Raw genomic sequence first — 21505 nt, forward strand, 5'->3', positions numbered from 1 at the left:
ACTGCCACAGTATGGTCGCGCGGCGGGCGATGACTGTGTGGCCGCACAGAATGCGGTGGACGTCACCCACCAGCGGAATGGAGGCTCGTGGCGGCGCCGCCACGAGCCTCCTGTCCGCCTGGTGCGTCCTTCTCGGAACACGAGACGGCCCCCGCAGCATGCGCTGCGGGGGCCGTCTCGTGGTGGTGCGGGGACCTACTTGGTGTCGTCCGCAGCGTCGTCCGACTTCGAGGCGGCGTCGGCCTCGACCTCGGCCGCAGCAGCGTCCTCGGTCTCGGGCTCGACCGGAGCCGACTCCTCGGTGGTCTCGGTCGTCTCGACCGGGAGCTCCTCGGCGCTGTCAGCGTCGGCGTCGTCCGTCACGGTGGTGTCCGCGACCGGGGCAGCAGCGGCCGGAGCCGCGTTGCGGGTCACGGGAGCCGGGCTGCTCGAGAGCGGCTCGAGCACGAGCTCGATCGACGCGAGGGGCGCGTTGTCGCCCTTGCGGAAGCCGAGCTTCGTGATGCGGGTGTAGCCGCCCTGGCGGTCGGACACCTGCGGCGCGATCTCCGTGAACAGCGTGTGCACGACGGTCTTGTCGCGGAGGGCCGCGATGACCCGACGACGTGCGTGCAGGTCGCCGCGCTTCGCGAACGTGATCAGACGCTCGGCGACCGGACGGAGGCGCTTGGCCTTCGTCTCGGTGGTCGTGATCCGACCGTGCGTGAAGAGGGCGTTGGCGAGGTTGCTCAGGAGCAGGCGCTCGTGAGCGGGACCGCCACCGAGGCGGGGGCCCTTGGTGGGCTTCGGCATGTCAGTTCTCCAGTGGTGAAAGAGGGGTGCGCGCCATGACGACGCGCGTGCGCATCAGCGCGAGGTCAGTTGCTGGACTCTTCTTCGTCGTACCCGCTGTAGAAGTGGGCGCCGTCGAATCCGGGGACGGTGTCCTTGAGGGACAGGCCGAGCTCGGTGAGCTTGTCCTTGACCTCGTCCACCGACTTCTGACCGAAGTTGCGGATGTTCATGAGCTGCGTCTCCGAGAGGGCGACGAGCTCGGACACCGTGTTGATGCCCTCGCGCTTCAGGCAGTTGTAGCTGCGCACCGACAGGTCGAGGTCCTCGATCGGGGTCTGCAGTTCGTTCGAGAGCACCGCGTCGACCGGCGCGGGGCCGATCTCGATGCCCTCGGCCGCGGTGTTCAGCTCGCGGGCGAGACCGAACAGCTCGACGAGCGTCCGACCGGCCGACGCGATGGCGTCGCGCGGCGTGATGGCCGGCTTCGACTCGACGTCGACGACCAGACGGTCGAAGTCCGTGCGCTCACCGGCACGCGTCGCCTCGACGCGGTAGGTGACCTTGAGGACCGGGGAGTAGATCGAGTCGATCGGGATCTGACCGGCCTCGCTGAACTCCGAGCGGTTCTGCGTCGCCGAGACGTAGCCACGGCCACGCTCGATCGTGAGCTCGAGCTCGAAGCGTGCGGTGTCGTTCAGGGTCGCGATGACGAGGTCCGGGTTGTGGATCTCGACGCCGGCCGGAGCGGAGATGTCCGCTGCGGTGACCTGACCGGCACCCTGCTTGCGCAGGTACGCCGTGATGGGCTCGTCGTGCTCGCTGGAGACGACCAGGCTCTTGATGTTGAGGATGATCTCCGTGACGTCTTCCTTGACACCGGCGACGGTGCTGAACTCGTGGAGGACGCCGTCGATGCGGATGCTCGTGACGGCAGCACCGGGGATCGAGGAGAGGAGCGTGCGGCGCAGCGAGTTCCCGAGGGTGTAGCCGAAGCCGGGCTCGAGCGGCTCGATGACGAATCGCGAGCGGTGCTCGGAGATCGGCTCCTCGGTGAGGGTGGGGCGCTGTGCAATGAGCACTGTGGGATTCCTTTCGGCGAAGTGTCCGCTATATGACACTTGGCGGTACGACGGGGCCAGCCGGGCCCCGACGGGTCTGTTGAGTTGTGATCACGCGCACCGATGTGCGCGATCGAACGACCAGGAATGGCCGTCCCTGCTCGGACCCGCTAGGGAACGAGCAGGGGACGGCCGGTTGCTCCTCGCGTCAGACGCGGCGGCGCTTGGGCGGACGGCACCCGTTGTGCGCCTGCGGCGTGACGTCGTTGATCGAACCGACCTCGAGGCCTGCGGCCTGGAGGGAGCGGATCGCGGTCTCACGACCCGAACCGGGGCCCTTCACGAAGACGTCGACCTTCTTGACGCCGTGCTCCTGCGCCTGACGCGCAGCGGACTCGGCGGCGAGCTGCGCCGCGAACGGCGTCGACTTGCGCGAGCCCTTGAAGCCGACGGCCCCGGAGGACGCCCAGCTCAGGACGGCACCCGACGGGTCGGTGATGCTGACGATCGTGTTGTTGAACGTGCTCTTGATGTGGGCCTGGCCCACGGCGACGTTCTTCTTCTCTTTGCGGCGCGGCTTGCGCGCGGCGGTCTTGGGAGTAGCCATGGTGATCTCCTATCGGGCCTTCTTCTTGCCTGCCACGGTGCGCTTCGGGCCCTTGCGGGTACGCGCGTTGGTCTTCGTGCGCTGACCGCGCACGGGGAGACCACGGCGGTGCCGGATGCCCTCGTAGCTGCCGATCTCGACCTTGCGGCGGATGTCGGCTGCCACTTCGCGGCGGAGGTCACCCTCGACCTTGTAGTTGCCCTCGATGTAGTCACGGAGGGCGACCAGCTGGTCGTCGGTGAGGTCCTTGACGCGGATGTCACCGGAGATACCGGTGTCCGCGAGCGTCTTGACCGCGCGAGTGCGGCCGACGCCGTAGATGTACGTGAGTGCGATCTCCACGCGCTTCTCGCGCGGGATGTCGACGCCTGCTAGACGTGCCATGTGCTGGCTGCTCCTGTTGTCGATGGAGGTGTGGAGCAGTACCGGTGCTCGGGCCTCCGACCCGAGGTGTCCCCGCTCGCGCGGTTCTTGGTACTGCGTTCGATGTTGAGTTGTGGTTCCTGCGCAGGCCGCCCGTGGGCGATCCGCGTCAGAGCACCGGGACTAGCCCTGGCGCTGCTTGTGACGCGGGTTGCTCTTGCAGATCACCATGACGCGGCCCTTGCGGCGGATGACACGGCAGTGCTCGCACATGGGCTTGACGCTGGGGTTGACCTTCATTGCTGATTCCTCGTGCTCGCTGGCTTCGTGCTCGGCGGGTTCGCCGAGTCGTTCCTTTCCAGCTCGCGGATCACTTGTAGCGGTAGACGATCCGGCCGCGGGTCAGGTCGTACGGGCTCAGCTCCACGATCACGCGGTCCTCTGGGAGGATGCGGATGTAGTGCTGGCGCATCTTCCCGGAGATGTGCGCGAGGACCTTGTGCCCATTCGTCAGCTCAACGCGGAACATCGCGTTGGGCAGAGCTTCGAGCACCGAGCCTTCGATCTCGATGACGCCGTCTTTCTTGGCCATAGCCTCACTGTCGCTTGGTTGGATTACCGGTGTGATCCCCGAGCCGGTCTGCGGGTCGGGCGCCACACCCGAGAGGGCATGGCACACCAAAGATCGATCTTATGGGACTACCGCCCGATTGCCAAGCCCGGGCGCGTCGCGGACCCCAGTCCGAGGGTGTTCCTGTGCGCATGGGTCTGCTTCCACAGTCGATCCCCGGCATGCTCCTGGATGACGAGGGGCCTGCACCCCTACGGTGACACCCGAGCCCACGAACGGAGAACCCGTGCCAGACGCCCCCAGCGGCCCCCGCCCCTTCGCCCGACACGGGCGTCTCCCCCGCCGTCGCGGGTGGTCGACGCTCGTGGGCGTCGTCGCGTCCGCCGTCGCGGTCGTCCTGGTCAGCGGCACGAGCGTCGCGGCCATCGCCGGCGCCCAGCTCGCGAGTGCCCCCACGTCGGTGCAGCTGAGCACGGACGACCAGAGCACCGCGAAGACCGCCGACATCACGGCGATCAAGGGCGGCGCGAACATCCTGCTCATCGGCAGCGACACCCGCGTCGGGCAGTTCGACTCGGACGAGGACGTCGAGGGCGCGCGCAACGACGTCACGATGCTCATCCACGTCTCCCAGGACCACCAGCAGCTCACCGCCGTCAGCTTCCCCCGCGACCTGATGGTGCCGATCCCCGCGTGCAGCAACCCGGAGACCGGGACGAGCTACCCCGCGGCCACCTCCGCGCAGTTCAACACGGCGCTCGGCAACGGCGGGGTCTCCTGCGTCGTCGACACCGTCGAGAACCTCACCGGCCTGAGCATCCCGTACGCCGGCCTCATCACCTTCGACGGCGTCATCGAGATGTCGAACGCGCTGGGCGGCGTCGACGTCTGCGTGGCGAAGCCCATCGACGACACGTACACGGGCCTGCACCTGAGCGCTGGTTCCCACGCGCTGCAGGGCTCGGACGCGCTCGCGTTCCTGCGGAGCCGACACGGCGTCGGCGACGGCAGCGACCTCGCACGCATCAGTTCACAGCAGGTCTTCCTGTCCTCGCTCCTGCGCAAGGTGACCGCCGACGGCACCCTGTCGAACCCGGTCACGCTCTACAAGCTCGCCGGGGCCGCGCTCCACAACGTCGTGCTGTCGGACGGCCTGAACCGTGCCCAGACCCTGGTCGGGCTGGCCGGGATGCTCCGCGGCATGAGCACGGCGAACATGCTCTTCGTGCAGTACCCCGTCGTCGACGACCCGGCCGACAGCGCGCGCGTGATCGTCGACCAGACCACCGCCCACGCGCTCAACGTCGCACTCCAGACCGACGAGAAGACCACGCTCGGCGACTCGTCCACCGGTCGGGCGTCGGAGGACCAGTCGGCCGCCGCGGGCGACCCGAGCGCTGCACCGTCGGCGCCGGCGGCCGCTCCGACCACCTCCGCACCGTCTGCCGGCACCGGCACCGGCACGGGGTCGGACGCAGGGGCGGCTGGCACCCCGACGGCCCTGCCCTCGACCATCACCGGGCAGAGCGCCGCGGAGCAGACCTGCTCCGTCGGCAACTGACGGCGGCGGGACGGGTCGGCACCGGGCCTCCAGTCCGGACCGGTCGGTCTGACCGGGGTGTCCGGCCCGACCCGCTCGTCCGGCTCCGCGTCGGCGGCCTGGAGGCGGTGGCTACGGGATCGGGACCGGCGTGACGCCGAGCGGTGCGAGCCCGGCTGCACCACCGTCGGTGGCGGTCAGCACCCAGATGCCGGCAGCGTGCACCGCGACGCTGTGCTCCCAGTGGGCCGCGTCGGAGCCGTCCTGCGTGCGGACGGTCCAGTCGTCGTCGTCCGTGGTGTTCTCGATCGTGCCCGCGGTGACCATCGGCTCGATGGCGACGACCAGACCGGGACGGACCGCCGGACCACCGCCGCGGACGCGGTGGTTGAAGACCGGCGGGTCCTCGTGCATGGACCGGCCGATGCCGTGACCGGTGAAGTCCTCGACGATGCCCCAGGTCCCCGTCTCGTCGACGGCGTCCTCCACGGCGTCACCGACCTCGTGCAGGTGCTTCGCGCTGGCGAGTGCCGCGATGCCGTGCCACAGCGACCGCTCGGTGGTGTCCGAGAGCTGCTGCCGCGCCGCCGTGGTCGTGGCGTCGCCACCGGGGACGACGGTCGTGAAGGCACTGTCGCCGTTCCAGCCGTCCACCTCGGCCCCGGCGTCCACCGAGACGAGGTCACCGGGCTGGAGCACCCGCCCGCCGGGGATCCCGTGCACGATCTCGTCGTTCACCGAGACGCACAGCGTGTGTCGGTACCCCGGCACGAGCTGGAAGTTCGGCACGCCTCCACCGTCGCGGATCGTCCGCTCGGCGATCGCGTCGAGCTCCCCCGTCGTGATGCCGGGTCGGATCGCGGACCGGACGGCGTCGAGCGCCGCTGCGGTCAGCAGCCCGGGTCGCACCATCGCCCGGAGTTCGTCCGGGGTCTTGTAGATCGACGGCTTGCGGAACCGGACCACGCGGGTCAGACCGCTGCTGCGAGACCGCGCGAGGCGAGCGCGGCCTGGATGCGGTCGCCGACCTCGTCGATGGCACCCAGGCCGTCGACCTCGACCACGAGACCGCGCTGCTGGTAGGCATCGACGATCGGTGCGGTCTGCTCGACGTAGACCTGCTGGCGACGACGGATCGTCTCCTCGTTGTCGTCGCTGCGCCCCTGCTCGCCGGCGCGCTTCAGGAGCCGCTCGACGAGGGCGTCCTGGTCGGCGACGAGCCGGATGACGGCGTCGATCGCGGTGCCGTGCTCGGCGAGGAGCGCGTCGAGGTACTCGACCTGCCCGACCGTGCGGGGGTAGCCGTCGAGCAGGAAGCCCTGCTCGGCGTCGGACTCCTGCAGGCGGGACTTCACGAGCTCGTTCGTCAGGGAGTCCGGGACGTAGTCGCCCGCGTCCATGATCGCCTTCGCCTGGACCCCGAGCGGGGTGCCCTCGGTGACGTTCTTCCGGAAGATGTCACCCGTGGAGACGGCGGGGATGCCGAACGACTCGGCGATGCGGCCGGCCTGGGTGCCCTTCCCCGCTCCGGGAGGTCCGACGATGATGAGACGTGCGCTCAACGGAGGAGCCCTTCGTAGTGACGTTGCTGCAGCTGCGAGTCGATCTGCTTCACGGTCTCGAGACCGACACCCACGATGATGAGGATGCTCGCGCCACCGAACGGGAAGTTCTGGTTCGCGCCGAACAGCGCCAGTGCTGCCAGCGGGATGAGTGCGATGAGACCGAGGTAGAGCGCACCGGGCAGCGTCACCCGGGTGAGGACGTAGTCGAGGTACTCGGCGGTGGGACGCCCGGCACGGATGCCGGGGATGAACCCGCCGTACTTCTTCATGTTGTCGGCGACCTCTTCGGGGTTGAAGGTGATCGCGACGTAGAAGTACGTGAAGCCGACGATGAGCAGGAAGTACAGCACCATGTAGAACCAGTTGTCACCGGAGACGAGGTTGCTCTCGATCCAGGTGACCCAGGCCGCGGGCTCGGTGCCGTCGGAGGGCTTGTTGAACTGCGCGACCAGGGCCGGCAGGTACAGCAGCGACGAAGCGAAGATGACGGGCACGACGCCGGCCATGTTCACCTTGATCGGGATGTACGTGTTGTTGCCGCCGTAGGTGCGACGACCGACCATGCGCTTGGCGTACTGCACCGGGATCCGGCGCTGCGACTGCTCGACGAACACGACGGCCATCATGATCACCAGGCCGACCAGGATGACGAAGAGGAACAGCTCGAACGACTGCGACTGCTCGATCGCCCAGAGCGCGGAGGGGAACTGCGCTGCGATGGACGTGAAGATCAGGAGCGACATGCCGTTGCCGATGCCGCGCTCGGTGACGAGCTCACCCATCCACATGATCAGGCCGGTGCCGGCGGTCAGCGTGACCACCATGAGCATGATCGCGTACCAGGAGTCGTTCGAGATGATCGACGAGCAGGAGGCGCTGGCGTTGGTGCCGAAGAGCTGACCGGAGCGTGCGACCGTGATCAGGGTCGTGGACTGCAGCACACCGAGCGCGATGGTGAGGTAGCGCGTGTACTGGGTCAGCTTCGCCTGACCGGTCTGGCCCTCCTTGTAGAGGGCGTCGAAGTGCGGGATCACGACGCGCAGCAGCTGCACGATGATCGACGACGTGATGTACGGCATGATGCCGAGCGCGAAGACCGAGAGCTTCAGCAGCGCGCCACCGGAGAACAGGTTGATCAGGTCGTAGAGACCGCCCGAGGACGAGGCACTCGCGAGGCAGGTCTGCACCGCCGCGTAGTCGACGTACGGCGCCGGGATGTACGACCCCAGCCGGAACAACGCGATGATCGCGAGGGTGAAGCCGATCTTCTTCCGAAGATCGGGGGTGCGCATGATGCGCGCGACCGCTCTGAACACGAGAACTCCGAACTTCTGGGACCGGACTGGCCAGTCGTGCCGGGCGTGGTCGCCCGTGGCCGGAAGCGCCGACCGCGTGGCCCGGTGACCGCCAGCCTGACTGGCGGAACGTTCCGGGCCTCCATCAAGGAAACCGTAACGGCGGCCCGTGCGCAATGCACACGGGCCGCCGGACGGGGGACTACTCGGTGACGGTGCCGCCCGCTGCCGCGATCTTGGTCTGGGCGGAACCCGAGACCTTGTCGACCGTGACGGTGAGCTTCACGTTGATGTCACCCTGACCGAGAACCTTGACCTTCTCGTTCTTGCGGACGGCGCCCTTGGCGACCAGGTCCGCGATGGTGACGTCGCCGCCGTTCGGGTACAGCTCCGCGAGCTTGTCCAGGTTCACGACCTGGTACTCGACGCGGAACGGGTTCTTGAACCCACGGAGCTTCGGGGTGCGCATGTGCAGCGGCATCTGCCCACCCTCGAAGCCGACGCGGACCTGGTACCGGGCCTTCGTGCCCTTGGTACCGCGGCCTGCGGTCTTGCCCTTCGAGCCCTCACCGCGACCCACACGGGTGCGGTCCTTCTTCGAGCCAGCGGCCGGACGAAGGTGGTGCACCTTCAGGATCTGGACGCGCTCGTTCTTCTCGTCGCTCATGCGTCGACCTCCTCGACCTTCACGAGATGCGCCACCGTGGCGACGTACCCGCGGTTCTGGGAGTTGTCCTCACGCAGGACCGTACGGCCGATGCGCTTGAGACCCAGGCTGCGGAGCGTGTCGCGCTGGTACTGCTTCTCGCTGATGACGGACTTCGTCTGCGTGATCTTCAGCATGGCCATCAGGCACCTGCCTTCTCGTTCGCGGCGTGACGCGCAGCGGCCTCGGCACGGAGCAGGCGAGCCGGCACGACGTGGTCGATGTCGAGGCCACGACGTGCTGCGACGGCGCGGGGCTCCTCGAGCTGCTTGAGGGCCTCGACCGTGGCGTGCACGATGTTGATGGTGTTCGACGAACCGAGCGACTTGCTCAGGACGTCGTGGATGCCGGCGCACTCGAGCACGGCGCGGACCGGACCACCGGCGATGACACCGGTACCGGGGCCGGCCGGACGCAGGAGGACGACGCCAGCGGCGGCTTCACCCTGCACCGGGTGCGGGATCGTGTTGCCGACGCGCGGGACGCGGAAGAAGTTCTTCTTGGCTTCTTCGACGCCCTTGGAGATCGCCGTGGGGACTTCCTTGGCCTTGCCGTAGCCGACACCCACGAGCCCGTTGCCGTCACCGACGACGACGAGCGCGGTGAAGCTGAAGCGACGACCACCCTTGACGACCTTGGAGACGCGGTTGATCGTGACGACGCGCTCGAGGAACTGGCTGTCGCCGCCTCGCTTGTCACGGTCACGGCCCTGCTGACGGTCACGGCCGCCACCACGACGGCCGCGGTTGTCGGCCGAGTCGCGGTTGTTCGACGCGGAACCGGCAGCGGTCTCGACGGGACGCTCGGCGACGGGGGCAGCAGCCTCCGCCTCCTTGCCCTTCGGGGCGGCTTCGGTGGTCGCCTCGTCGGCGGTCGCGGTCTCGTCGGCGCTGGTCGTCTCGTCCGAGCTCGCGGACTCCTCGACGCTGGTCGCCTCGTCCACGGACGCGGTCGCGGTCTCTTCGACGCTGGTCGTCTCTTCGACGGCCGGGGTCTCTTCGGCGTTGCTGTTGTTCGCGATGTCGCTCACAGGTTCAGCCCTCCTTCACGGGCACCATCGGCGATCGCGGCGACGCGACCGGCGTACTTGCTACCACCGCGGTCGAACACGACGGCGTCCACACCGGCGGTCTTCGCACGCTCGGCGAGGAGCTCGCCGACGCGGCGCGCCTTGGCGGTCTTGTCGCCGTCGAACGAGCGGAGGTCGGCCTCCATCGTCGATGCGCTGGCGAGGGTGTGACCCTTGGTGTCGTCGATGACCTGCACGAACACGTGACGTGACGAGCGGGTGACGGCGAGACGGGGACGGGTCTCGGTCCCGGTGATCTTCTTCCGGAGACGGTTGTGGCGGCGGGCCTTGGCGGCCGCCTTGCTCTTGCCTCGAGTACGAGTTCCGATGGCCATGATCACTTACCTGACTTTCCGGCCTTGCGGCGCACGTTCTCGCCGGCGTAACGGACACCCTTGCCCTTGTAGGGCTCCGGCTTCCGCAGCTTGCGGATGTTGGCCGCCACTTCGCCGACGGCCTGCTTGTCGATGCCGTTGACGGTGACCCTGTTGTTGCCCTCCACCGTGAAGCTGATGCCTGCCGGCGGCTCGACGGTGATCGAGTGGGAGTAGCCGAGGGCGAACTCGAGGTTCGAGCCCTTGGCAGCGACGCGGTACCCGGTACCGACGACCTCGAGGCCCTTGGAGTAGCCCTGGGTGACGCCGATGATCTGGTTCGCGATCAGGGTGCGGGTCAGGCCGTGCAGCGAGCGCGACGTGCGCTCGTCGTCCGGACGCGTGACGAGGACCTGGTTCTCGTCGACGCTGGCCTGGATGGGCTCCGCGATGACGAGCGCGAGCTCGCCCTTCGGGCCCTTGACCGCGACGTTCTGACCGTCGACGGAGACGGTCACGCCTGCGGGGATGTCAATGGGAAGACGTCCGATTCGAGACATGTTCGATCACCAAACGTAGGCGAGGACTTCCCCACCCACGCCCTTCTGCTCGGCTTCGCGGTCGGTCAGGAGGCCCGAGGAGGTCGACAGGATCGCCACACCGAGGCCACCGAGGACCTGGGGGATCTCCGTCGACTTCGCGTAGACCCGGAGGCCGGGCTTCGAGACGCGCTTGATGCCGGCGATGGAGCGCTCGCGCTCGGGGCCGTACTTCAGCTCGATGGTGAGGGTCTTGCCCACGCGGGCGTCCTCCACCTTCCACTCGCTGATGTAGCCCTCGCGCTTGAGGATGTCAGCGATGGTCGTCTTCAGCTTGGAGCTCGGAAGCGAGACGGCGTCGTGGTGCGCCGAGTTCGCGTTCCGCAATCTGGTCAGCATGTCTGCGACCGGATCGGTCATCGTCATGATGTGATTCCGTTCTTCGCCTGGTTTCGACACCCGTTCCACGAATGCCGACCTGAGCGATCGAGTGACTCCAGGGCGATTCCCCGGAGTCTGTGTGTTCGTGCGTGCGGGCCGGAGGACGTTGATCCTCCGGCCCGCATCACCCGGAGTAGCTTAGACCGTCTGCTCGGCAGCGCGGAACGGGAAGCCCAGCTGCTTGAGCAGGGCGCGTCCCTCGTCGTCCGTCTTCGCGGAGGTCACGACGGTGATGTCGAACCCGCGGACACGGTCGATGCGGTCCTGGTCGATCTCGTGGAACATGCTCTGCTCCGAGAGACCGAACGTGTAGTTGCCGTTGCCGTCGAACTGGCGGTCGCTGAGACCACGGAAGTCGCGGATACGGGGAAGTGCCAGCGAGACCAGGCGGTCCAGGAACTCCCACGCGCGGTCACCACGGAGGGTGACGTGCGCGCCGATGGCCTGGCCCTCACGCAGCTTGAACTGCGCGATGGACTTGCGGGCCATCGTGACCTGCGGCTTCTGACCCGTGATCGCGGTCAGGTCCTTGATGGCCCCGTCCATGATCTTCGAGTCGCGAGCTGCCTCGCCGACACCGGTGTTGACGACGACCTTGACCAGGCCGGGGACCTGGTTGACGTTCGCGTACCCGAACTGCTCGGTCAGCGTCGCCTTGATCTCGTCCTTGTACTTCTGCTTCAGGCGCGGCTGGACGTTGTCAGCCGTCGCGGCAGTCGTGTCAGTCATCAGAGCTTCTCACCAGACTTCTTGGAGTAGCGGACACGGACGGTCTTCTTGACGCCGTCCTTCTCCACCTCTTCGTTGCGGAAGCCGACGCGGGTCGGCTTCTTCGTGGTGGGGTCGACGATGGCGACGTTCGACACGTGGATCGAGGCTTCGTGCTGCTCGATGCCACCGGTCTTGGAGCCGCGCTGCGTCTGGCCGACGCGGACGTGCTTCGTGACGAAGTTCACGCCCTCGACGACGACCCGGTTCTTGTCCTTGAGGACCTCGATGACCTTGCCCTGCTTGCCGCGGTCACCGCCGCGCGCCTGCGTGGCGCCCGTGATGACCTGCACGAGGTCACCCTTCTTGATGTTCGCCATGGCTTACAGCACCTCCGGCGCGAGCGAGATGATCTTCATGAACTTCTTGTCACGAAGTTCGCGACCGACCGGACCGAAGATGCGCGTTCCGCGCGGGTCGCCGTCGGCCTTGAGGATCACTGCCGCGTTCTCGTCGAACTTGATGTAGGAGCCGTCCTGACGACGGGTCTCCTTCTTGGTGCGAACGATGACCGCCTTCACGACGTCACCCTTCTTCACGTTGCCGCCGGGGATGGCGTCCTTCACCGTGGCGACGATGACGTCACCGAGTCCGGCGTAGCGACGACCCGAGCCACCGAGAACGCGGATGGTCAAGATCTCCTTGGCACCCGTGTTGTCGGCGACCTTCAGGCGGGATTCCTGCTGAATCACTGCTGTCTCCTATTTCCGCAAGCGGGCCGCGAGGCCTACTTGGCCTTCTCGAGGATCTCGACCAGGCGCCAGCGCTTGGATGCGCTGAGGGGACGGGTCTCGCTGATCACGACGAGGTCGCCGACACCGGCCGAGCCGGCCTCGTCGTGTGCCTTCACCTTGGAGGTGCGGCGGATGACCTTGCCGTAGAGCGCGTGCTTCACGCGGTCCTCGACCTCGACGACGATGGTCTTGTCCATCTTGTCGCTGGTCACGTAACCGCGGCGCGTCTTGCGGTAGCCGCGGGTGAGGGCGGCGGAGTCCTTCTCTTCGTTCGCCATCAGTTCTCCTCGGCGGTCTCGGCCTCGGTCGACGCAGCGGGCTTCTCAGCCTTCTTGGTCGTCTTCTTGGCCTTGGTTGCGGTCTCGACGGGCGCAGGAGTGGCACGGATGCCGAGCTCGCGCTCGCGGAGGACGGTGTAGATCCGGGCGATGTCGCGCTTGACGGCACGGAGACGGCCGTGGCTCTCCAGCTGGCCGGTGGCCGACTGGAAGCGGAGGTTGAACAGCTCCTCCTTGGCCTTCTTCAGCTCGTCAGCGAGACGCTCGTTCTCGAACGTGTCGAGCTCCGTCGGACGGAGCTCCTTGGAACCGATCGCCATTATGCGTCGCCCTCCTCGCGCTTGATGATGCGTGCCTTGAGGGGCAGCTTGTGAATTGCACGGGTCAGTGCCTCGCGAGCGACCTCGTCGCTCACGCCGGAGAGCTCGAAGAGCACACGACCCGGCTTGACGTTGGCGACCCACCACTCGGGCGAACCCTTACCGGAACCCATGCGGGTCTCAGCAGGCTTCTTGGTGAGCGGACGGTCCGGGTAGATGTTGATCCACACCTTGCCGCCACGCTTGATGTGACGCGTCATCGCGATACGAGCGGACTCGATCTGACGGTTGGTCACGTAGGCGGGGGTCAGGGCCTGGATGCCGTAGTCACCGAAGGAGACCTTGGTGCCACCGGTGGCCTGACCCGAACGCTTCGGGTGGTGCTGCTTGCGGTGCTTGACTCGACGGGGGATAAGCATGGTTACGCCTCAACTCCTGCGCCGGCCGGCGCGTCCTGCGGGGCCTGCTGCTCACGGCCGCCGCGGTCGCCGCCACGACGGTCACCGCGGTCGCCACGGTCGTTGCGGTCGCCACGCGGGCCTCCGCGACGCTCCGGGCGGGACGAACGCTGGTTCGCCTGCTCGCGAGCGAGCTCCTTGTTCGTGATGTCGCCCTTGTAGATCCAGACCTTCACGCCGATGCGGCCGAACGTCGTCCGGGCCTCGTAGAAGCCGTAGTCGATGTTGGCGCGGAGCGTGTGCAGGGGCACGCGGCCCTCGCGGTAGAACTCCGAGCGCGACATCTCGGCGCCGCCGAGACGGCCGGCGACCTGGATGCGGACACCCTTGGCACCGGCGCGCTGTGCACCCTGGAGGCCCTTGCGCATGGCGCGACGGAACGCGACACGAGCGCTGAGCTGCTCCGCGATGCCCTGTGCGACGAGCTGGGCCTCGGTCTCGGGGTTCTTGACCTCGAGGATGTTGAGCTGGATCTGCTTCTTGGTGAGCTTCTCGAGCTCACCACGGATGCGCTCGGCCTCGGCGCCGCGGCGGCCGATGACGATGCCCGGACGTGCCGTGTGGATGTCCACGCGGACACGGTCACGGGTGCGCTCGAGCTCGATGCGGGCGACGCCTGCACGGTCGAGGGTCTTCTTCAGGTACTGACGCACCTTGATGTCCTCGGCGACGTAGTCGGCGTAACGCTGCCCGACCTTCGTGCTGTCGGTGAACCAGTGCGAGACGTGGTCCGTCGTGATCCCGAGGCGGAAGCCGTACGGGTTGACCTTCTGGCCCATTAGTTGCTCGCCTTCTTGCTCGTCGCGGCAGCGGCCTCGGCCTCGTCAGGGGTCGCGAGGACCACCGTGATGTGGCTGGTGCGCTTGTTGATCCGGAAGGCACGGCCCTGGGCACGCGGCTGGAACCGCTTGAGGGTCGTTCCTTCGTCGACGAAGACGCGGCTCACGTAGAGGTCGCGCTCGTCCAGGAAGCTGTTCGTCGAGTCCGCCTTGACCCGTGCGTTGGCGATCGCCGAGGCGACCAGCTTGTACACGGGCTCCGAAGCGCCCTGGGGGGCGAACTTCAGGATGGCGAGGGCCTCGTGGGCCTGCTTGCCGCGGATCAGCTCGATGACGCGACGGGCCTTCTGAGCAGTGACGCGGATGTGTCGCACGCGTGCGATCGACTCCACCATTTCGTTCCTCCTCTTCGTCGCCGCGTCAGCGGCGACGGCCCTTCTTGTCGTCCTTCACGTGACCGCGGAAGGTACGAGTCGGCGCGAACTCGCCGAGCTTGTGGCCGACCATGGATTCGGTGACGAACACCGGGATGTGCTTGCGCCCGTCGTGCACCGCGATGGTGTGTCCGAGCATGTTCGGGACGATCATCGAGCGGCGCGACCACGTACGGATCACGTTCTTCGTGCTGGCCTCGTTCTGCGTGACGACCTTGCGAAGCAGGTGCTCGTCGACGAAGGGGCCCTTCTTCAGACTGCGTGGCATCTTCTGAACTCCTACTTGCGCTTCTTGCCGGCGTTACGGCGGCGGACGATGAGCTTGTCGCTCGGCTTGTTGGCCTTGCGCGTGCGACCCTCGGACTGGCCCCAGGGGCTGACCGGGTGACGTCCACCGGAGGTCTTGCCCTCACCACCACCGTGCGGGTGGTCGACCGGGTTCATCGCGACACCACGCACCGTCGGGCGGACGCCCTTCCAGCGCATGCGGCCGGCCTTGCCCCAGTTGATGTTCGACTGCTCGGCGTTGCCGACCTCGCCGATCGTGGCCCGGCAGCGGGCGTCGACGTTGCGGACCTCGCCCGACGGCAGACGGAGCTGCGCGTAGGGGCCGTCCTTGGCGACGAGACGCACCGAGGCACCGGCCGAACGCGCGAGCTTGGCACCGCCACCGGGGCGGAGCTCGATCGCGTGGATGACCGTACCCACGGGGATGTTGCGCAGCGGCAGGTTGTTGCCGGGCTTGATGTCGGCGCCGGCGCCCTGCTCGATGACGTCGCCCTGCTTGAGCTTGTTCGGCGCGAGGATGTAGCGCTTGGTGCCGTCCACGAAGTGCAGGAGCGCGATGCGCGCCGTGCGGTTCGGGTCGTACTCGATGTGCGCGACCTTGGCGTCCACGCCGTCCTTGTCGTGACGACGGAAGTCGATCACGCGGTACTGGCGCTTGTGGCCACCACCGATGTGGCGGGTGGTGATCCGCCCCGAGCTGTTCCGGCCACCGGTCTTGGGCAGCGGACGCAGGAGGGACTTCTCCGGGGTCGAGCGGGTGATCTCAGCGAAGTCGGAGACCGAGGAGCCGCGACGACCGGGGGTCGTGGGCTTGTAGTTGCGAATAGCCATGATTTATCCCTCTGGTCCTCAGCCGACAGCCGTGAAGATGTCGATCGAACCGGACTTGAGCGTCACGATGGCACGCTTGGTGTCCTTGCGCTTGCCCAGACCGAACTTGGTGCGGCGGGTCTTGCCCGGACGGTTCAGCGTGTTGATGCCGGCGACCTTGACGTTGAAGATCTTCTCGATCGCGAGCTTGATCTCGGTCTTGTTCGCGCGGGGGTCCACGATGAACGTGTACTTGCCCTGGTCGATGAGGCCGTAGCTCTTCTCCGACACGACCGGCGAGATGATGATGTCGCGCGGGTCCTTGTTGAAGCCGCTCATGCGGTGATCTCCTTCGCGGTCTTCGACGCGATGAAGGCGTCGAGGGCGCTCTTGCTGAAGACGATGGCGTCCGACACGAGGACGTCGTAGGCGTTCAGCTGGCCGTACGAGAGCGCGTGGACGTTCGGCAGGTTGCGGATGCTCTTGAGCGTGAGCTCGTCATCCGACTCGAGCACGACGAGCACGTGCTTGACGGGCGCGACCTTCTCGAGGAGCGAGCGGGCGGTCTTGGTCGACGGCAGTTCAGCCGAGACGAAGCCCTCCACCGCGGAGATGCGGCCGCCGCGGGCACGGTCCGAGAGCGAGCCGAGCAGGGCTGCGGCGATCATCTTCTTCGGGGTGCGCTGCGAGTAGTCGCGGGGGGTCGGTCCGTGGACGACGCCACCACCGGTGTGCTCAGGAGCACGGACGGAACCCTGACGGGCGCGGCCGGTGCCCTTCTGCTTGAACGGCTTGCGACCGGCACCGCGGACTTCGCCGCGGTTCTTGGTCTTGTGCGTGCCCTGACGCGACGCGGCGCGCTGCGCGGTCACGACCTGGTGGATCAGCGGGACGTTGGTCTCGACGTCGAAGAGAGCTTCGGGGAGCTCGACGGTGCCGGAGACGGCACCCGAGGCGTCGAGGATGTCGATCGTGGTGGCCATGATCACTTACCCTTCACGGCGGTGCGGATGAAGACGGAGCGGCCACGAGCACCGGGGACGGCGCCCTTGACGAGCAGCAGACCCTTCTCGGCGTCGACGGCGTGCACCGTGAGGTTGAGGACGGTGACACGCTCGCCACCCATGCGACCGGCCATGCGCATGCCCTTGAAGACACGCGACGGGGTCGAGGAAGCACCGATCGAGCCGGGCTTGCGGTGGTTGCGGTGCGAACCGTGCGAGGCGGAGACGCCGTGGAAGCCGTGGCGCTTCATGACACCCGCGAAGCCCTTGCCCTTGCTCGTGCCGACGACGTCGACCTTCGCGCCGGCCTCGAACGTGGCGTCCACGGTGAGCTCCTGGCCCAGCGTGTACTCGCCCGCGTCAGAGGTGCGGATCTCGGTGAGGGTGCGGCGCGGGGTGACCCCGGCGGCCTCGAAGTGGCCAGCGGCCGGCTTGTTCACCTTGCGGGGGTCGATCTGGCCCGCGGCGATCTGGATCGCCTCGTAGCCGTCGCGCTCGACGTTGCGGATCTGGGTGACCACGTTCGGGCCGACCTCGATCACGGTGACGGGGATGAACTTGTTGTTCTCGTCCCACACCTGGGTCATCCCGAGCTTCTTGCCGAGGAGGCCCTTGACGGTCTTGGTTGAGTTCGCCATCAGTGCAGCCCCCTTACAGCTTGATCTCGATGTTGACGTCGGCCGGCAGGTCGAGACGCATGAGCGAGTCGACGGCCTTCGGCGTCGGGTCGACGATGTCGATGACCCGCTTGTGCGTGCGCTTCTCGAAGTGCTCGCGCGAGTCCTTGTACTTGTGAGGAGAGCGGATCACTGCGATCACGTTCTTCTCGGTGGGGAGCGGCACGGGGCCGACCACAGTTGCACCGGCACGGGTCACCGTGTCGACGATCTTCCGAGCCGACGTGTCGATGACCTCGTGGTCGTACGACTTGAGCCGGATGCGGATCTTCTGTCCCGCCATGTCTTCTGTCCTCTCTGCGCCGCGCACCCTCAGGCCGCCTGACACCGCCGGGTTCCGCCCTGTGCGGACCTGGCTGTTTACGTGAATCACCGGGCGCATCCACGGGGGATGACCGCTGTTCTCCTGTCAACCGCGCGGGCGGACGTGCTGCTGGTGCTCACACCGGCCCGCGTGGACGTGTCGTCTCCCGCACGCCGGCGGACCGACATGGTGGTGGGAGTCGAGCTGTTCTGCTGCCTGCGGCCCAACCCAGCCCTGCTGGACAGGGGGGTTGTGCACTGCCAGAGCAGTGATCCGGCGGGCGCGAACGCCCGCGGAATTTCGGAACCGGACAAGTCTCGCATGTCCCCGCCATCGGTGCAACCCGGGCGTGTCGCGCCGTCGGGTCGGGTCGCCTCCCCCGTCCTGCCGCGGATCCGTCGGCCTGGAGGCTCGGCGTGCGTCCGCCTCGCCGGCGCGGTCCTGAGGGGCAGCGACGACCTCCCTGCACGACCGAACGGACACGGCCCCGCGCGGTGCGCGGGGCCGTGTCCGTTCGGCGGTGCGGCGTGGCCCGGGTCGCCCCGGTCCTGGCTGCCTAGTCCTCGTCGGGGACCACGGGTGGGACGAACCACGGCGGGAAGACGGCGACGCGGGGAGCGTGGCCACCGTGCTCGGAGAGGATGTCCTTCACCGCGTGCCGTGCGCGGTCGTTCGGCACGCCGATGACCGCGACGGCAGAGAACGGCACGCTCGGGCCCGCGAGGACCTCGAGTCCGGTCATGTCCGGGTCGGTGAGGTCCGTGCGGCGGAGCAGGTTCGCCGCTGCCTCGGGTCCGACGGCGAACCGTGCGTCCTCGGCGTCGGCGTCCGTGTCGGCGAGGATCACCGAGTCGCCGAACGCCGCGGTGGGAACCACGAGCACGACGTAGTCGATGCCACGGGCGTTCCTGGCGGCCTCCGACCACCGGGACTCGTCGAGGGCGCCGCGACGCACCTCGTCCCAGCGTGCACCGTCCGGTGACAGCGAGAACGGCACGTGGCCGGCGACGCTGGAGCCGTCGGGAGCGGTGGCGGCGGCGCGGGACTCACGGAGCTCCGGGCTGCTGATGTCGTAGGACGGCGTCACCTGGTCGGCCGCGACGATGGCCTGGTCGGCGACGATCCCGTCGAAGTTGTCGATGTGGGTGACGTGGTGTGCGCGCAGCGTGCCGAACACCCGTGCTGCGGGCATCGCGGGCTCCGCGGTCCGCAGTGCGGTCGCCTTCGCCCGGGCTGGCGATCCGCCAGGGGTGGAACGCAGGGAGGTGCTCACGCGGGTTCGCCGCGGAGCTGGGGCCTTGGGGACTTCCGGCACGTCACGCTGGCGCGGGGCGCAGATGTCGCAGAGTTCAGTGGGGAATCCGTGGATGCACTCGTCTGTCACGACTGGTGTGGGTCCTTCCGTGCCGCGTGGGGGTGGAACGGCACAAGGTTCTACGGTACGTCATCCAGCCCCGGAACGGGACCGATCCGCTCATTGCCGGTACAGCAGCGCACGGACCTCGGACTCTGCGGCGTGCAGTCGCGCCGGGTCGATCGTCTCCCCGTGGTCGTAGGCGTCGAGCAGTCGGGGGTCGATGTAACTCGCCCGTGCCACCGTCGGGGTGTTGCCGAGGACCTCGCTCGCGGCCTTCACCGCGTGCGACACGGCACTCTTCCGCTTCCCGACACCGGTCTGCGGGCCGGTCTTCGCCAGGTCGACGGCAGCGGCCACGGTGCCGTGGAGCGTCCGGAAGTCCTTCGCGGTGAACTCGTCGCCCGCCCGCTCCTTGACGTACGCGTTGATGTCCTCGGCCGACAGCGGCTCCCACTCCGCGCCACGGGCCACGCGGTACGACAGCAGGCGCGCGTTCGCACCACGTCGCTTCATGCCCGCGATCACCCGCGCCAGGTCGGCGTCGTGGATCGAGGACGACCACTCCTGGTGGCTCTTGCCGGGGAAGGACAGCTCGATGTCGTCGCCGGAGACCTTGGCGTGCGCGCAGAGCAGCGTCGACAGGCCCCGGCTGCCGTGTTCGGTCGCGTACCGCTCGGACCCGACCCGCAGGGACCCCTGGTCGAGCATCCGGAACGCCGCTGCGAGGGACCGACGCTGGTCCGGCTCCGGTCGACGGAGGTCCTGCGTCACCTGGCGACGTGCAGCGGGCAGGGACTCGGCGAGGGCGAGCGCTCGGTCGTACTTGATCTTGTCCATCCGGTCGCGCCAGGACGGGTGGTACATGTACTGGCGCCGGCCGGCAGCGTCGAAGCCGGTGGCGATGATGTGGCCGTTCTCGTACGGCGAGATCCAGACGTCGTCCCACGCGGGCGGGATGACGAACTCCTCGAGACGCTGGCGCACCTCGGGGTCGGTGACGGTGTTGCCGTCGGGGTCGCGGTACGAGTACCCCTGTCCGCTGCGGACCCGGTGGTAGCCACGACCGTTGGTCTTGGATCTGCGGAGACGTGTCACTCGACCGAGCAAACACGTCGCGCCTGCTCGGGGCAGCAGGAAACGTCGCATTGCGCGTCGGTGGCCCCCGGACATGACGAAAGCGGGGCCGAGCCCGAAGGCCCGACCCCGCTGACGTTGGGGAACGAGAGTTACTTGATGATCGTCTCGACCGTACCGGCACCCACCGTGCGGCCACCCTCACGGATGGCGAAACGGAGGCCCTCCTCCATGGCGATCGGCTGGATCAGCTCGACCGTCATCGAGACGGTGTCGCCGGGCATGACCATCTCGGTGCCCTCGGGCAGCGTGATGACGCCGGTGACGTCCGTGGTGCGGAAGTAGAACTGCGGGCGGTAGTTCGCGTAGAACGGGTTGTGACGGCCGCCCTCTTCCTTGTTCAGGATGTACGCGTTCGCCTTGAACTCGGTGTGCGGCGTGACCGAACCCGGCTTCACGACGACCTGGCCGCGCTCGACGTCCTCGCGCTTGAGGCCACGGATGAGCAGACCGGTGTTGTCACCGGCGACTGCCTTGTCCAGCAGCTTGCGGAACATCTCGATGCCCGTGACCGTGGTCTTCTGGGTCGCCTTGATGCCGACGATCTCGACCTCGGAGTTGAGGTCCAGCTCGCCACGCTCGACGCGACCGGTGACGACGGTGCCACGACCGGTGATCGTGAAGACGTCCTCGATCGGCATCAGGAAGGGCTGGTCGGTGGCGCGGATGGGGTCCGGCACGCTCTCGTCGACAGCAGCCATCAGGTCCTGGACGGACTTGACCCACTTCTCGTCGCCGTCGAGCGCCTTGAGCGCCGACACCTGCACGACGGGGGCGTCCTCGTCGAACTCCTGCGAGCCGAGGAGCTCACGGACCTCGAGCTCGACGAGCTCCAGGATCTCCTCGTCGTCCACCATGTCGGACTTGTTCAGCGCGACGACGATGTAGGGCACGCCGACCTGGCGAGCGAGCAGCACGTGCTCACGCGTCTGGGGCATGGGACCGTCGGTGGCGGCGACCACGAGGATCGCGCCGTCCATCTGGGCCGCACCGGTGATCATGTTCTTCACGTAGTCAGCGTGACCAGGAGCGTCGACGTGCGCGTAGTGGCGCTTCTCCGTCTGGTACTCGACGTGCGAGATGTTGATCGTGATGCCGCGCTGGCGCTCTTCGGGAGCGTTGTCGATCTGTGCGAAGTCACGGGCCTCGTTGAGGTCCGGGTACTGGTCGTGCAGAACCTTGGTGATCGCCGCCGTGAGCGTCGTCTTGCCGTGGTCGACGTGACCGATGGTTCCGATGTTGACGTGCGGCTTGGTGCGCTCGAACTTGGCCTTGGCCACTGTGGGTCCTCCTCAGGACTCGGATGCGACACCCCCGG

At 67.7% G+C, this 21505-nt stretch carries 33 protein-coding genes; 1 reads left to right on the forward strand and 32 read right to left on the reverse strand.

The genetic code is table 11. The annotated features are described in order from the left end of the window. Positions 1-195: 195 nt before the first annotated feature. From rplQ to infA, 6 genes are all read right to left on the reverse strand, one after another. Complete coding sequence (gene rplQ, locus ITJ68_RS00005; protein WP_194659353.1) at positions 196-792, reverse strand: 50S ribosomal protein L17; 597 nt, start codon at positions 790-792, stop codon at positions 196-198. A gap of 65 nt (positions 793-857) precedes the next feature. After that, positions 858-1853, reverse strand: coding sequence for a DNA-directed RNA polymerase subunit alpha (locus ITJ68_RS00010; RefSeq protein ID WP_071276697.1), 996 nt, complete (start codon positions 1851-1853; stop codon positions 858-860). Positions 1854-2040: 187 nt separating this feature from the next. Further along, entirely contained in the window at positions 2041-2439 is a 399-nt protein-coding gene (gene rpsK, locus ITJ68_RS00015) for a 30S ribosomal protein S11 (protein ID WP_017885507.1), read from the reverse strand. Between the two features lie 9 nt (positions 2440-2448). Next, entirely contained in the window at positions 2449-2823 is a 375-nt protein-coding gene (rpsM, locus tag ITJ68_RS00020) for a 30S ribosomal protein S13 (RefSeq protein WP_071276699.1), read from the reverse strand. Between the two features lie 162 nt (positions 2824-2985). Beyond that, positions 2986-3102 (reverse strand): 50S ribosomal protein L36, encoded by a 117-nt coding sequence (rpmJ, locus tag ITJ68_RS00025; protein WP_071276701.1) that lies wholly within the window; start codon positions 3100-3102, stop codon positions 2986-2988. 70 nt (positions 3103-3172) lie between these two features. Then, positions 3173-3394, reverse strand: coding sequence for a translation initiation factor IF-1 (gene infA / locus ITJ68_RS00030; protein WP_017885509.1), 222 nt, complete (start codon positions 3392-3394; stop codon positions 3173-3175). 265 nt (positions 3395-3659) lie between these two features. On the opposite strand from infA, the gene ITJ68_RS00035 reads away from it, so the two are divergent. After that, positions 3660-4934 (forward strand): LCP family protein, encoded by a 1275-nt coding sequence (locus ITJ68_RS00035; RefSeq protein ID WP_194659354.1) that lies wholly within the window; start codon positions 3660-3662, stop codon positions 4932-4934. A gap of 111 nt (positions 4935-5045) precedes the next feature. On the opposite strand, the gene map is transcribed toward ITJ68_RS00035, so the two are convergent. From map to tuf, 26 genes are all read right to left on the reverse strand, one after another. Then, positions 5046-5879: a type I methionyl aminopeptidase gene (map, locus tag ITJ68_RS00040; protein WP_194659355.1), complete on the reverse strand. Its 834-nt coding sequence runs from the start codon at positions 5877-5879 to the stop codon at positions 5046-5048. Between the two features lie 5 nt (positions 5880-5884). Next, complete coding sequence (locus ITJ68_RS00045; RefSeq protein WP_194659356.1) at positions 5885-6475, reverse strand: adenylate kinase; 591 nt, start codon at positions 6473-6475, stop codon at positions 5885-5887. Continuing rightward, positions 6472-7794: a preprotein translocase subunit SecY gene (secY, locus tag ITJ68_RS00050; protein WP_194626380.1), complete on the reverse strand. Its 1323-nt coding sequence runs from the start codon at positions 7792-7794 to the stop codon at positions 6472-6474. The genes ITJ68_RS00045 and secY overlap by 4 nt, the downstream gene beginning before the upstream one ends. Before the next feature lie 181 nt (positions 7795-7975). Beyond that, complete coding sequence (gene rplO / locus ITJ68_RS00055; RefSeq protein WP_228504424.1) at positions 7976-8440, reverse strand: 50S ribosomal protein L15; 465 nt, start codon at positions 8438-8440, stop codon at positions 7976-7978. Further along, entirely contained in the window at positions 8437-8622 is a 186-nt protein-coding gene (gene rpmD / locus ITJ68_RS00060) for a 50S ribosomal protein L30 (protein WP_083393236.1), read from the reverse strand. Before rpmD ends, rplO begins: the two co-directional genes overlap by 4 nt. Further along, complete coding sequence (rpsE, locus tag ITJ68_RS00065) at positions 8622-9422, reverse strand: 30S ribosomal protein S5 (protein WP_194660132.1); 801 nt, start codon at positions 9420-9422, stop codon at positions 8622-8624. Before rpsE ends, rpmD begins: the two co-directional genes overlap by 1 nt. A gap of 83 nt (positions 9423-9505) precedes the next feature. Further along, positions 9506-9883 (reverse strand): 50S ribosomal protein L18, encoded by a 378-nt coding sequence (gene rplR / locus ITJ68_RS00070; RefSeq protein ID WP_071276741.1) that lies wholly within the window; start codon positions 9881-9883, stop codon positions 9506-9508. Between the two features lie 2 nt (positions 9884-9885). After that, the gene (rplF, locus tag ITJ68_RS00075) at positions 9886-10422 is read right to left on the reverse strand and encodes a 50S ribosomal protein L6 (protein WP_071276743.1); all 537 of its coding nucleotides are present in this window, start codon (positions 10420-10422) and stop codon (positions 9886-9888) included. A 6-nt stretch (positions 10423-10428) separates the two neighbouring features. Then, entirely contained in the window at positions 10429-10827 is a 399-nt protein-coding gene (gene rpsH, locus ITJ68_RS00080; RefSeq protein ID WP_071276748.1) for a 30S ribosomal protein S8, read from the reverse strand. Between the two features lie 153 nt (positions 10828-10980). Beyond that, positions 10981-11571, reverse strand: a complete 591-nt coding sequence (rplE, locus tag ITJ68_RS00085; RefSeq protein WP_194659357.1) for a 50S ribosomal protein L5 — start codon at positions 11569-11571, stop codon at positions 10981-10983. After that, positions 11571-11930, reverse strand: coding sequence for a 50S ribosomal protein L24 (gene rplX / locus ITJ68_RS00090; RefSeq protein ID WP_194626384.1), 360 nt, complete (start codon positions 11928-11930; stop codon positions 11571-11573). The genes rplE and rplX overlap by 1 nt, the downstream gene beginning before the upstream one ends. Positions 11931-11933: 3 nt before the next feature. Next, positions 11934-12302 (reverse strand): 50S ribosomal protein L14, encoded by a 369-nt coding sequence (rplN, locus tag ITJ68_RS00095; protein ID WP_017885523.1) that lies wholly within the window; start codon positions 12300-12302, stop codon positions 11934-11936. A gap of 35 nt (positions 12303-12337) precedes the next feature. Next, positions 12338-12622, reverse strand: a complete 285-nt coding sequence (gene rpsQ / locus ITJ68_RS00100; RefSeq protein WP_071276754.1) for a 30S ribosomal protein S17 — start codon at positions 12620-12622, stop codon at positions 12338-12340. Further along, the gene (gene rpmC / locus ITJ68_RS00105; RefSeq protein WP_071276756.1) at positions 12622-12942 is read right to left on the reverse strand and encodes a 50S ribosomal protein L29; all 321 of its coding nucleotides are present in this window, start codon (positions 12940-12942) and stop codon (positions 12622-12624) included. The genes rpsQ and rpmC overlap by 1 nt, the downstream gene beginning before the upstream one ends. Next, a complete protein-coding gene (gene rplP / locus ITJ68_RS00110) occupies positions 12942-13361 on the reverse strand; it encodes a 50S ribosomal protein L16 (RefSeq protein WP_071276757.1) in 420 nt (139 codons plus the stop codon). The genes rpmC and rplP overlap by 1 nt, the downstream gene beginning before the upstream one ends. 2 nt (positions 13362-13363) lie before the next feature. Further along, a complete protein-coding gene (rpsC, locus tag ITJ68_RS00115; RefSeq protein WP_056121423.1) occupies positions 13364-14179 on the reverse strand; it encodes a 30S ribosomal protein S3 in 816 nt (271 codons plus the stop codon). After that, on the reverse strand, positions 14179-14574 hold the full coding sequence (rplV, locus tag ITJ68_RS00120) for a 50S ribosomal protein L22 (RefSeq protein ID WP_071276759.1): 396 nt from the start codon (positions 14572-14574) through the stop codon (positions 14179-14181). Before rplV ends, rpsC begins: the two co-directional genes overlap by 1 nt. A 25-nt stretch (positions 14575-14599) precedes the next feature. Further along, complete coding sequence (gene rpsS, locus ITJ68_RS00125) at positions 14600-14881, reverse strand: 30S ribosomal protein S19 (RefSeq protein WP_071276761.1); 282 nt, start codon at positions 14879-14881, stop codon at positions 14600-14602. Positions 14882-14892: 11 nt separating this feature from the next. Continuing rightward, positions 14893-15732 carry a 50S ribosomal protein L2 gene (gene rplB, locus ITJ68_RS00130; protein ID WP_071276763.1) on the reverse strand — a complete coding sequence of 280 codons (840 nt, stop codon included), beginning with the start codon at positions 15730-15732 and terminating at the stop codon, positions 14893-14895. 18 nt (positions 15733-15750) lie between these two features. Beyond that, a complete protein-coding gene (rplW, locus tag ITJ68_RS00135) occupies positions 15751-16050 on the reverse strand; it encodes a 50S ribosomal protein L23 (protein ID WP_056121415.1) in 300 nt (99 codons plus the stop codon). Then, positions 16047-16694: a 50S ribosomal protein L4 gene (gene rplD / locus ITJ68_RS00140; protein WP_194659358.1), complete on the reverse strand. Its 648-nt coding sequence runs from the start codon at positions 16692-16694 to the stop codon at positions 16047-16049. Before rplD ends, rplW begins: the two co-directional genes overlap by 4 nt. 2 nt (positions 16695-16696) lie before the next feature. Next, positions 16697-17353, reverse strand: coding sequence for a 50S ribosomal protein L3 (gene rplC, locus ITJ68_RS00145; RefSeq protein ID WP_194626390.1), 657 nt, complete (start codon positions 17351-17353; stop codon positions 16697-16699). Positions 17354-17366: 13 nt separating this feature from the next. Then, positions 17367-17675 carry a 30S ribosomal protein S10 gene (rpsJ, locus tag ITJ68_RS00150; RefSeq protein WP_017885534.1) on the reverse strand — a complete coding sequence of 103 codons (309 nt, stop codon included), beginning with the start codon at positions 17673-17675 and terminating at the stop codon, positions 17367-17369. A gap of 577 nt (positions 17676-18252) precedes the next feature. Continuing rightward, positions 18253-18888, reverse strand: coding sequence for a DarT ssDNA thymidine ADP-ribosyltransferase family protein (locus ITJ68_RS00155; RefSeq protein ID WP_194659359.1), 636 nt, complete (start codon positions 18886-18888; stop codon positions 18253-18255). A gap of 282 nt (positions 18889-19170) precedes the next feature. Continuing rightward, positions 19171-20148, reverse strand: a complete 978-nt coding sequence (locus ITJ68_RS00160; RefSeq protein WP_194659360.1) for a DNA topoisomerase IB — start codon at positions 20146-20148, stop codon at positions 19171-19173. A gap of 131 nt (positions 20149-20279) precedes the next feature. Then, entirely contained in the window at positions 20280-21467 is a 1188-nt protein-coding gene (gene tuf, locus ITJ68_RS00165; RefSeq protein ID WP_071276770.1) for an elongation factor Tu, read from the reverse strand. Between the last annotated feature and the right edge of the window lie 38 nt (positions 21468-21505).

Origin of the sequence: Curtobacterium sp. VKM Ac-1395 (assembly GCF_015350975.1) — a bacterium.
GTDB lineage: Bacteria > Actinomycetota > Actinomycetes > Actinomycetales > Microbacteriaceae > Curtobacterium.

Bases quoted from the DNA above. Each gene is read 5' to 3' on its own strand.
- rplQ (WP_194659353.1), bottom strand. From the start codon at position 792: ATGCCGAAGCCCACCAAGGGCCCCCGCCTCGGTGGCGGTCCCGCTCAC.
- rpsK (WP_017885507.1), bottom strand. From the start codon at position 2,439: ATGGCTACTCCCAAGACCGCCGCGCGCAAGCCGCGCCGCAAAGAGAAG.
- rpsM (WP_071276699.1), bottom strand. From the start codon at position 2,823: ATGGCACGTCTAGCAGGCGTCGACATCCCGCGCGAGAAGCGCGTGGAG.
- rpmJ (WP_071276701.1), bottom strand. From the start codon at position 3,102: ATGAAGGTCAACCCCAGCGTCAAGCCCATGTGCGAGCACTGCCGTGTC.
- infA (WP_017885509.1), bottom strand. From the start codon at position 3,394: ATGGCCAAGAAAGACGGCGTCATCGAGATCGAAGGCTCGGTGCTCGAA.
- rplO (WP_228504424.1), bottom strand. From the start codon at position 8,440: ATGAGCGACGAGAAGAACGAGCGCGTCCAGATCCTGAAGGTGCACCAC.
- rpmD (WP_083393236.1), bottom strand. From the start codon at position 8,622: ATGGCCATGCTGAAGATCACGCAGACGAAGTCCGTCATCAGCGAGAAG.
- rplR (WP_071276741.1), bottom strand. From the start codon at position 9,883: ATGGCCATCGGAACTCGTACTCGAGGCAAGAGCAAGGCGGCCGCCAAG.
- rplF (WP_071276743.1), bottom strand. From the start codon at position 10,422: ATGTCTCGAATCGGACGTCTTCCCATTGACATCCCCGCAGGCGTGACC.
- rpsH (WP_071276748.1), bottom strand. From the start codon at position 10,827: ATGACGATGACCGATCCGGTCGCAGACATGCTGACCAGATTGCGGAAC.
- rplE (WP_194659357.1), bottom strand. From the start codon at position 11,571: ATGACTGACACGACTGCCGCGACGGCTGACAACGTCCAGCCGCGCCTG.
- rplX (WP_194626384.1), bottom strand. From the start codon at position 11,930: ATGGCGAACATCAAGAAGGGTGACCTCGTGCAGGTCATCACGGGCGCC.
- rpsQ (WP_071276754.1), bottom strand. From the start codon at position 12,622: ATGGCGAACGAAGAGAAGGACTCCGCCGCCCTCACCCGCGGCTACCGC.
- rpmC (WP_071276756.1), bottom strand. From the start codon at position 12,942: ATGGCGATCGGTTCCAAGGAGCTCCGTCCGACGGAGCTCGACACGTTC.
- rplP (WP_071276757.1), bottom strand. From the start codon at position 13,361: ATGCTTATCCCCCGTCGAGTCAAGCACCGCAAGCAGCACCACCCGAAG.
- rpsC (WP_056121423.1), bottom strand. From the start codon at position 14,179: ATGGGCCAGAAGGTCAACCCGTACGGCTTCCGCCTCGGGATCACGACG.
- rplV (WP_071276759.1), bottom strand. From the start codon at position 14,574: ATGGTGGAGTCGATCGCACGCGTGCGACACATCCGCGTCACTGCTCAG.
- rpsS (WP_071276761.1), bottom strand. From the start codon at position 14,881: ATGCCACGCAGTCTGAAGAAGGGCCCCTTCGTCGACGAGCACCTGCTT.
- rplB (WP_071276763.1), bottom strand. From the start codon at position 15,732: ATGGCTATTCGCAACTACAAGCCCACGACCCCCGGTCGTCGCGGCTCC.
- rplW (WP_056121415.1), bottom strand. From the start codon at position 16,050: ATGAGCGGCTTCAACAAGGACCCGCGCGACATCATCATCTCGCCGGTC.
- rplD (WP_194659358.1), bottom strand. From the start codon at position 16,694: ATGGCCACCACGATCGACATCCTCGACGCCTCGGGTGCCGTCTCCGGC.
- rplC (WP_194626390.1), bottom strand. From the start codon at position 17,353: ATGGCGAACTCAACCAAGACCGTCAAGGGCCTCCTCGGCAAGAAGCTC.
- rpsJ (WP_017885534.1), bottom strand. From the start codon at position 17,675: ATGGCGGGACAGAAGATCCGCATCCGGCTCAAGTCGTACGACCACGAG.
- ITJ68_RS00155 (WP_194659359.1), bottom strand. From the start codon at position 18,888: ATGCCCGCAGCACGGGTGTTCGGCACGCTGCGCGCACACCACGTCACC.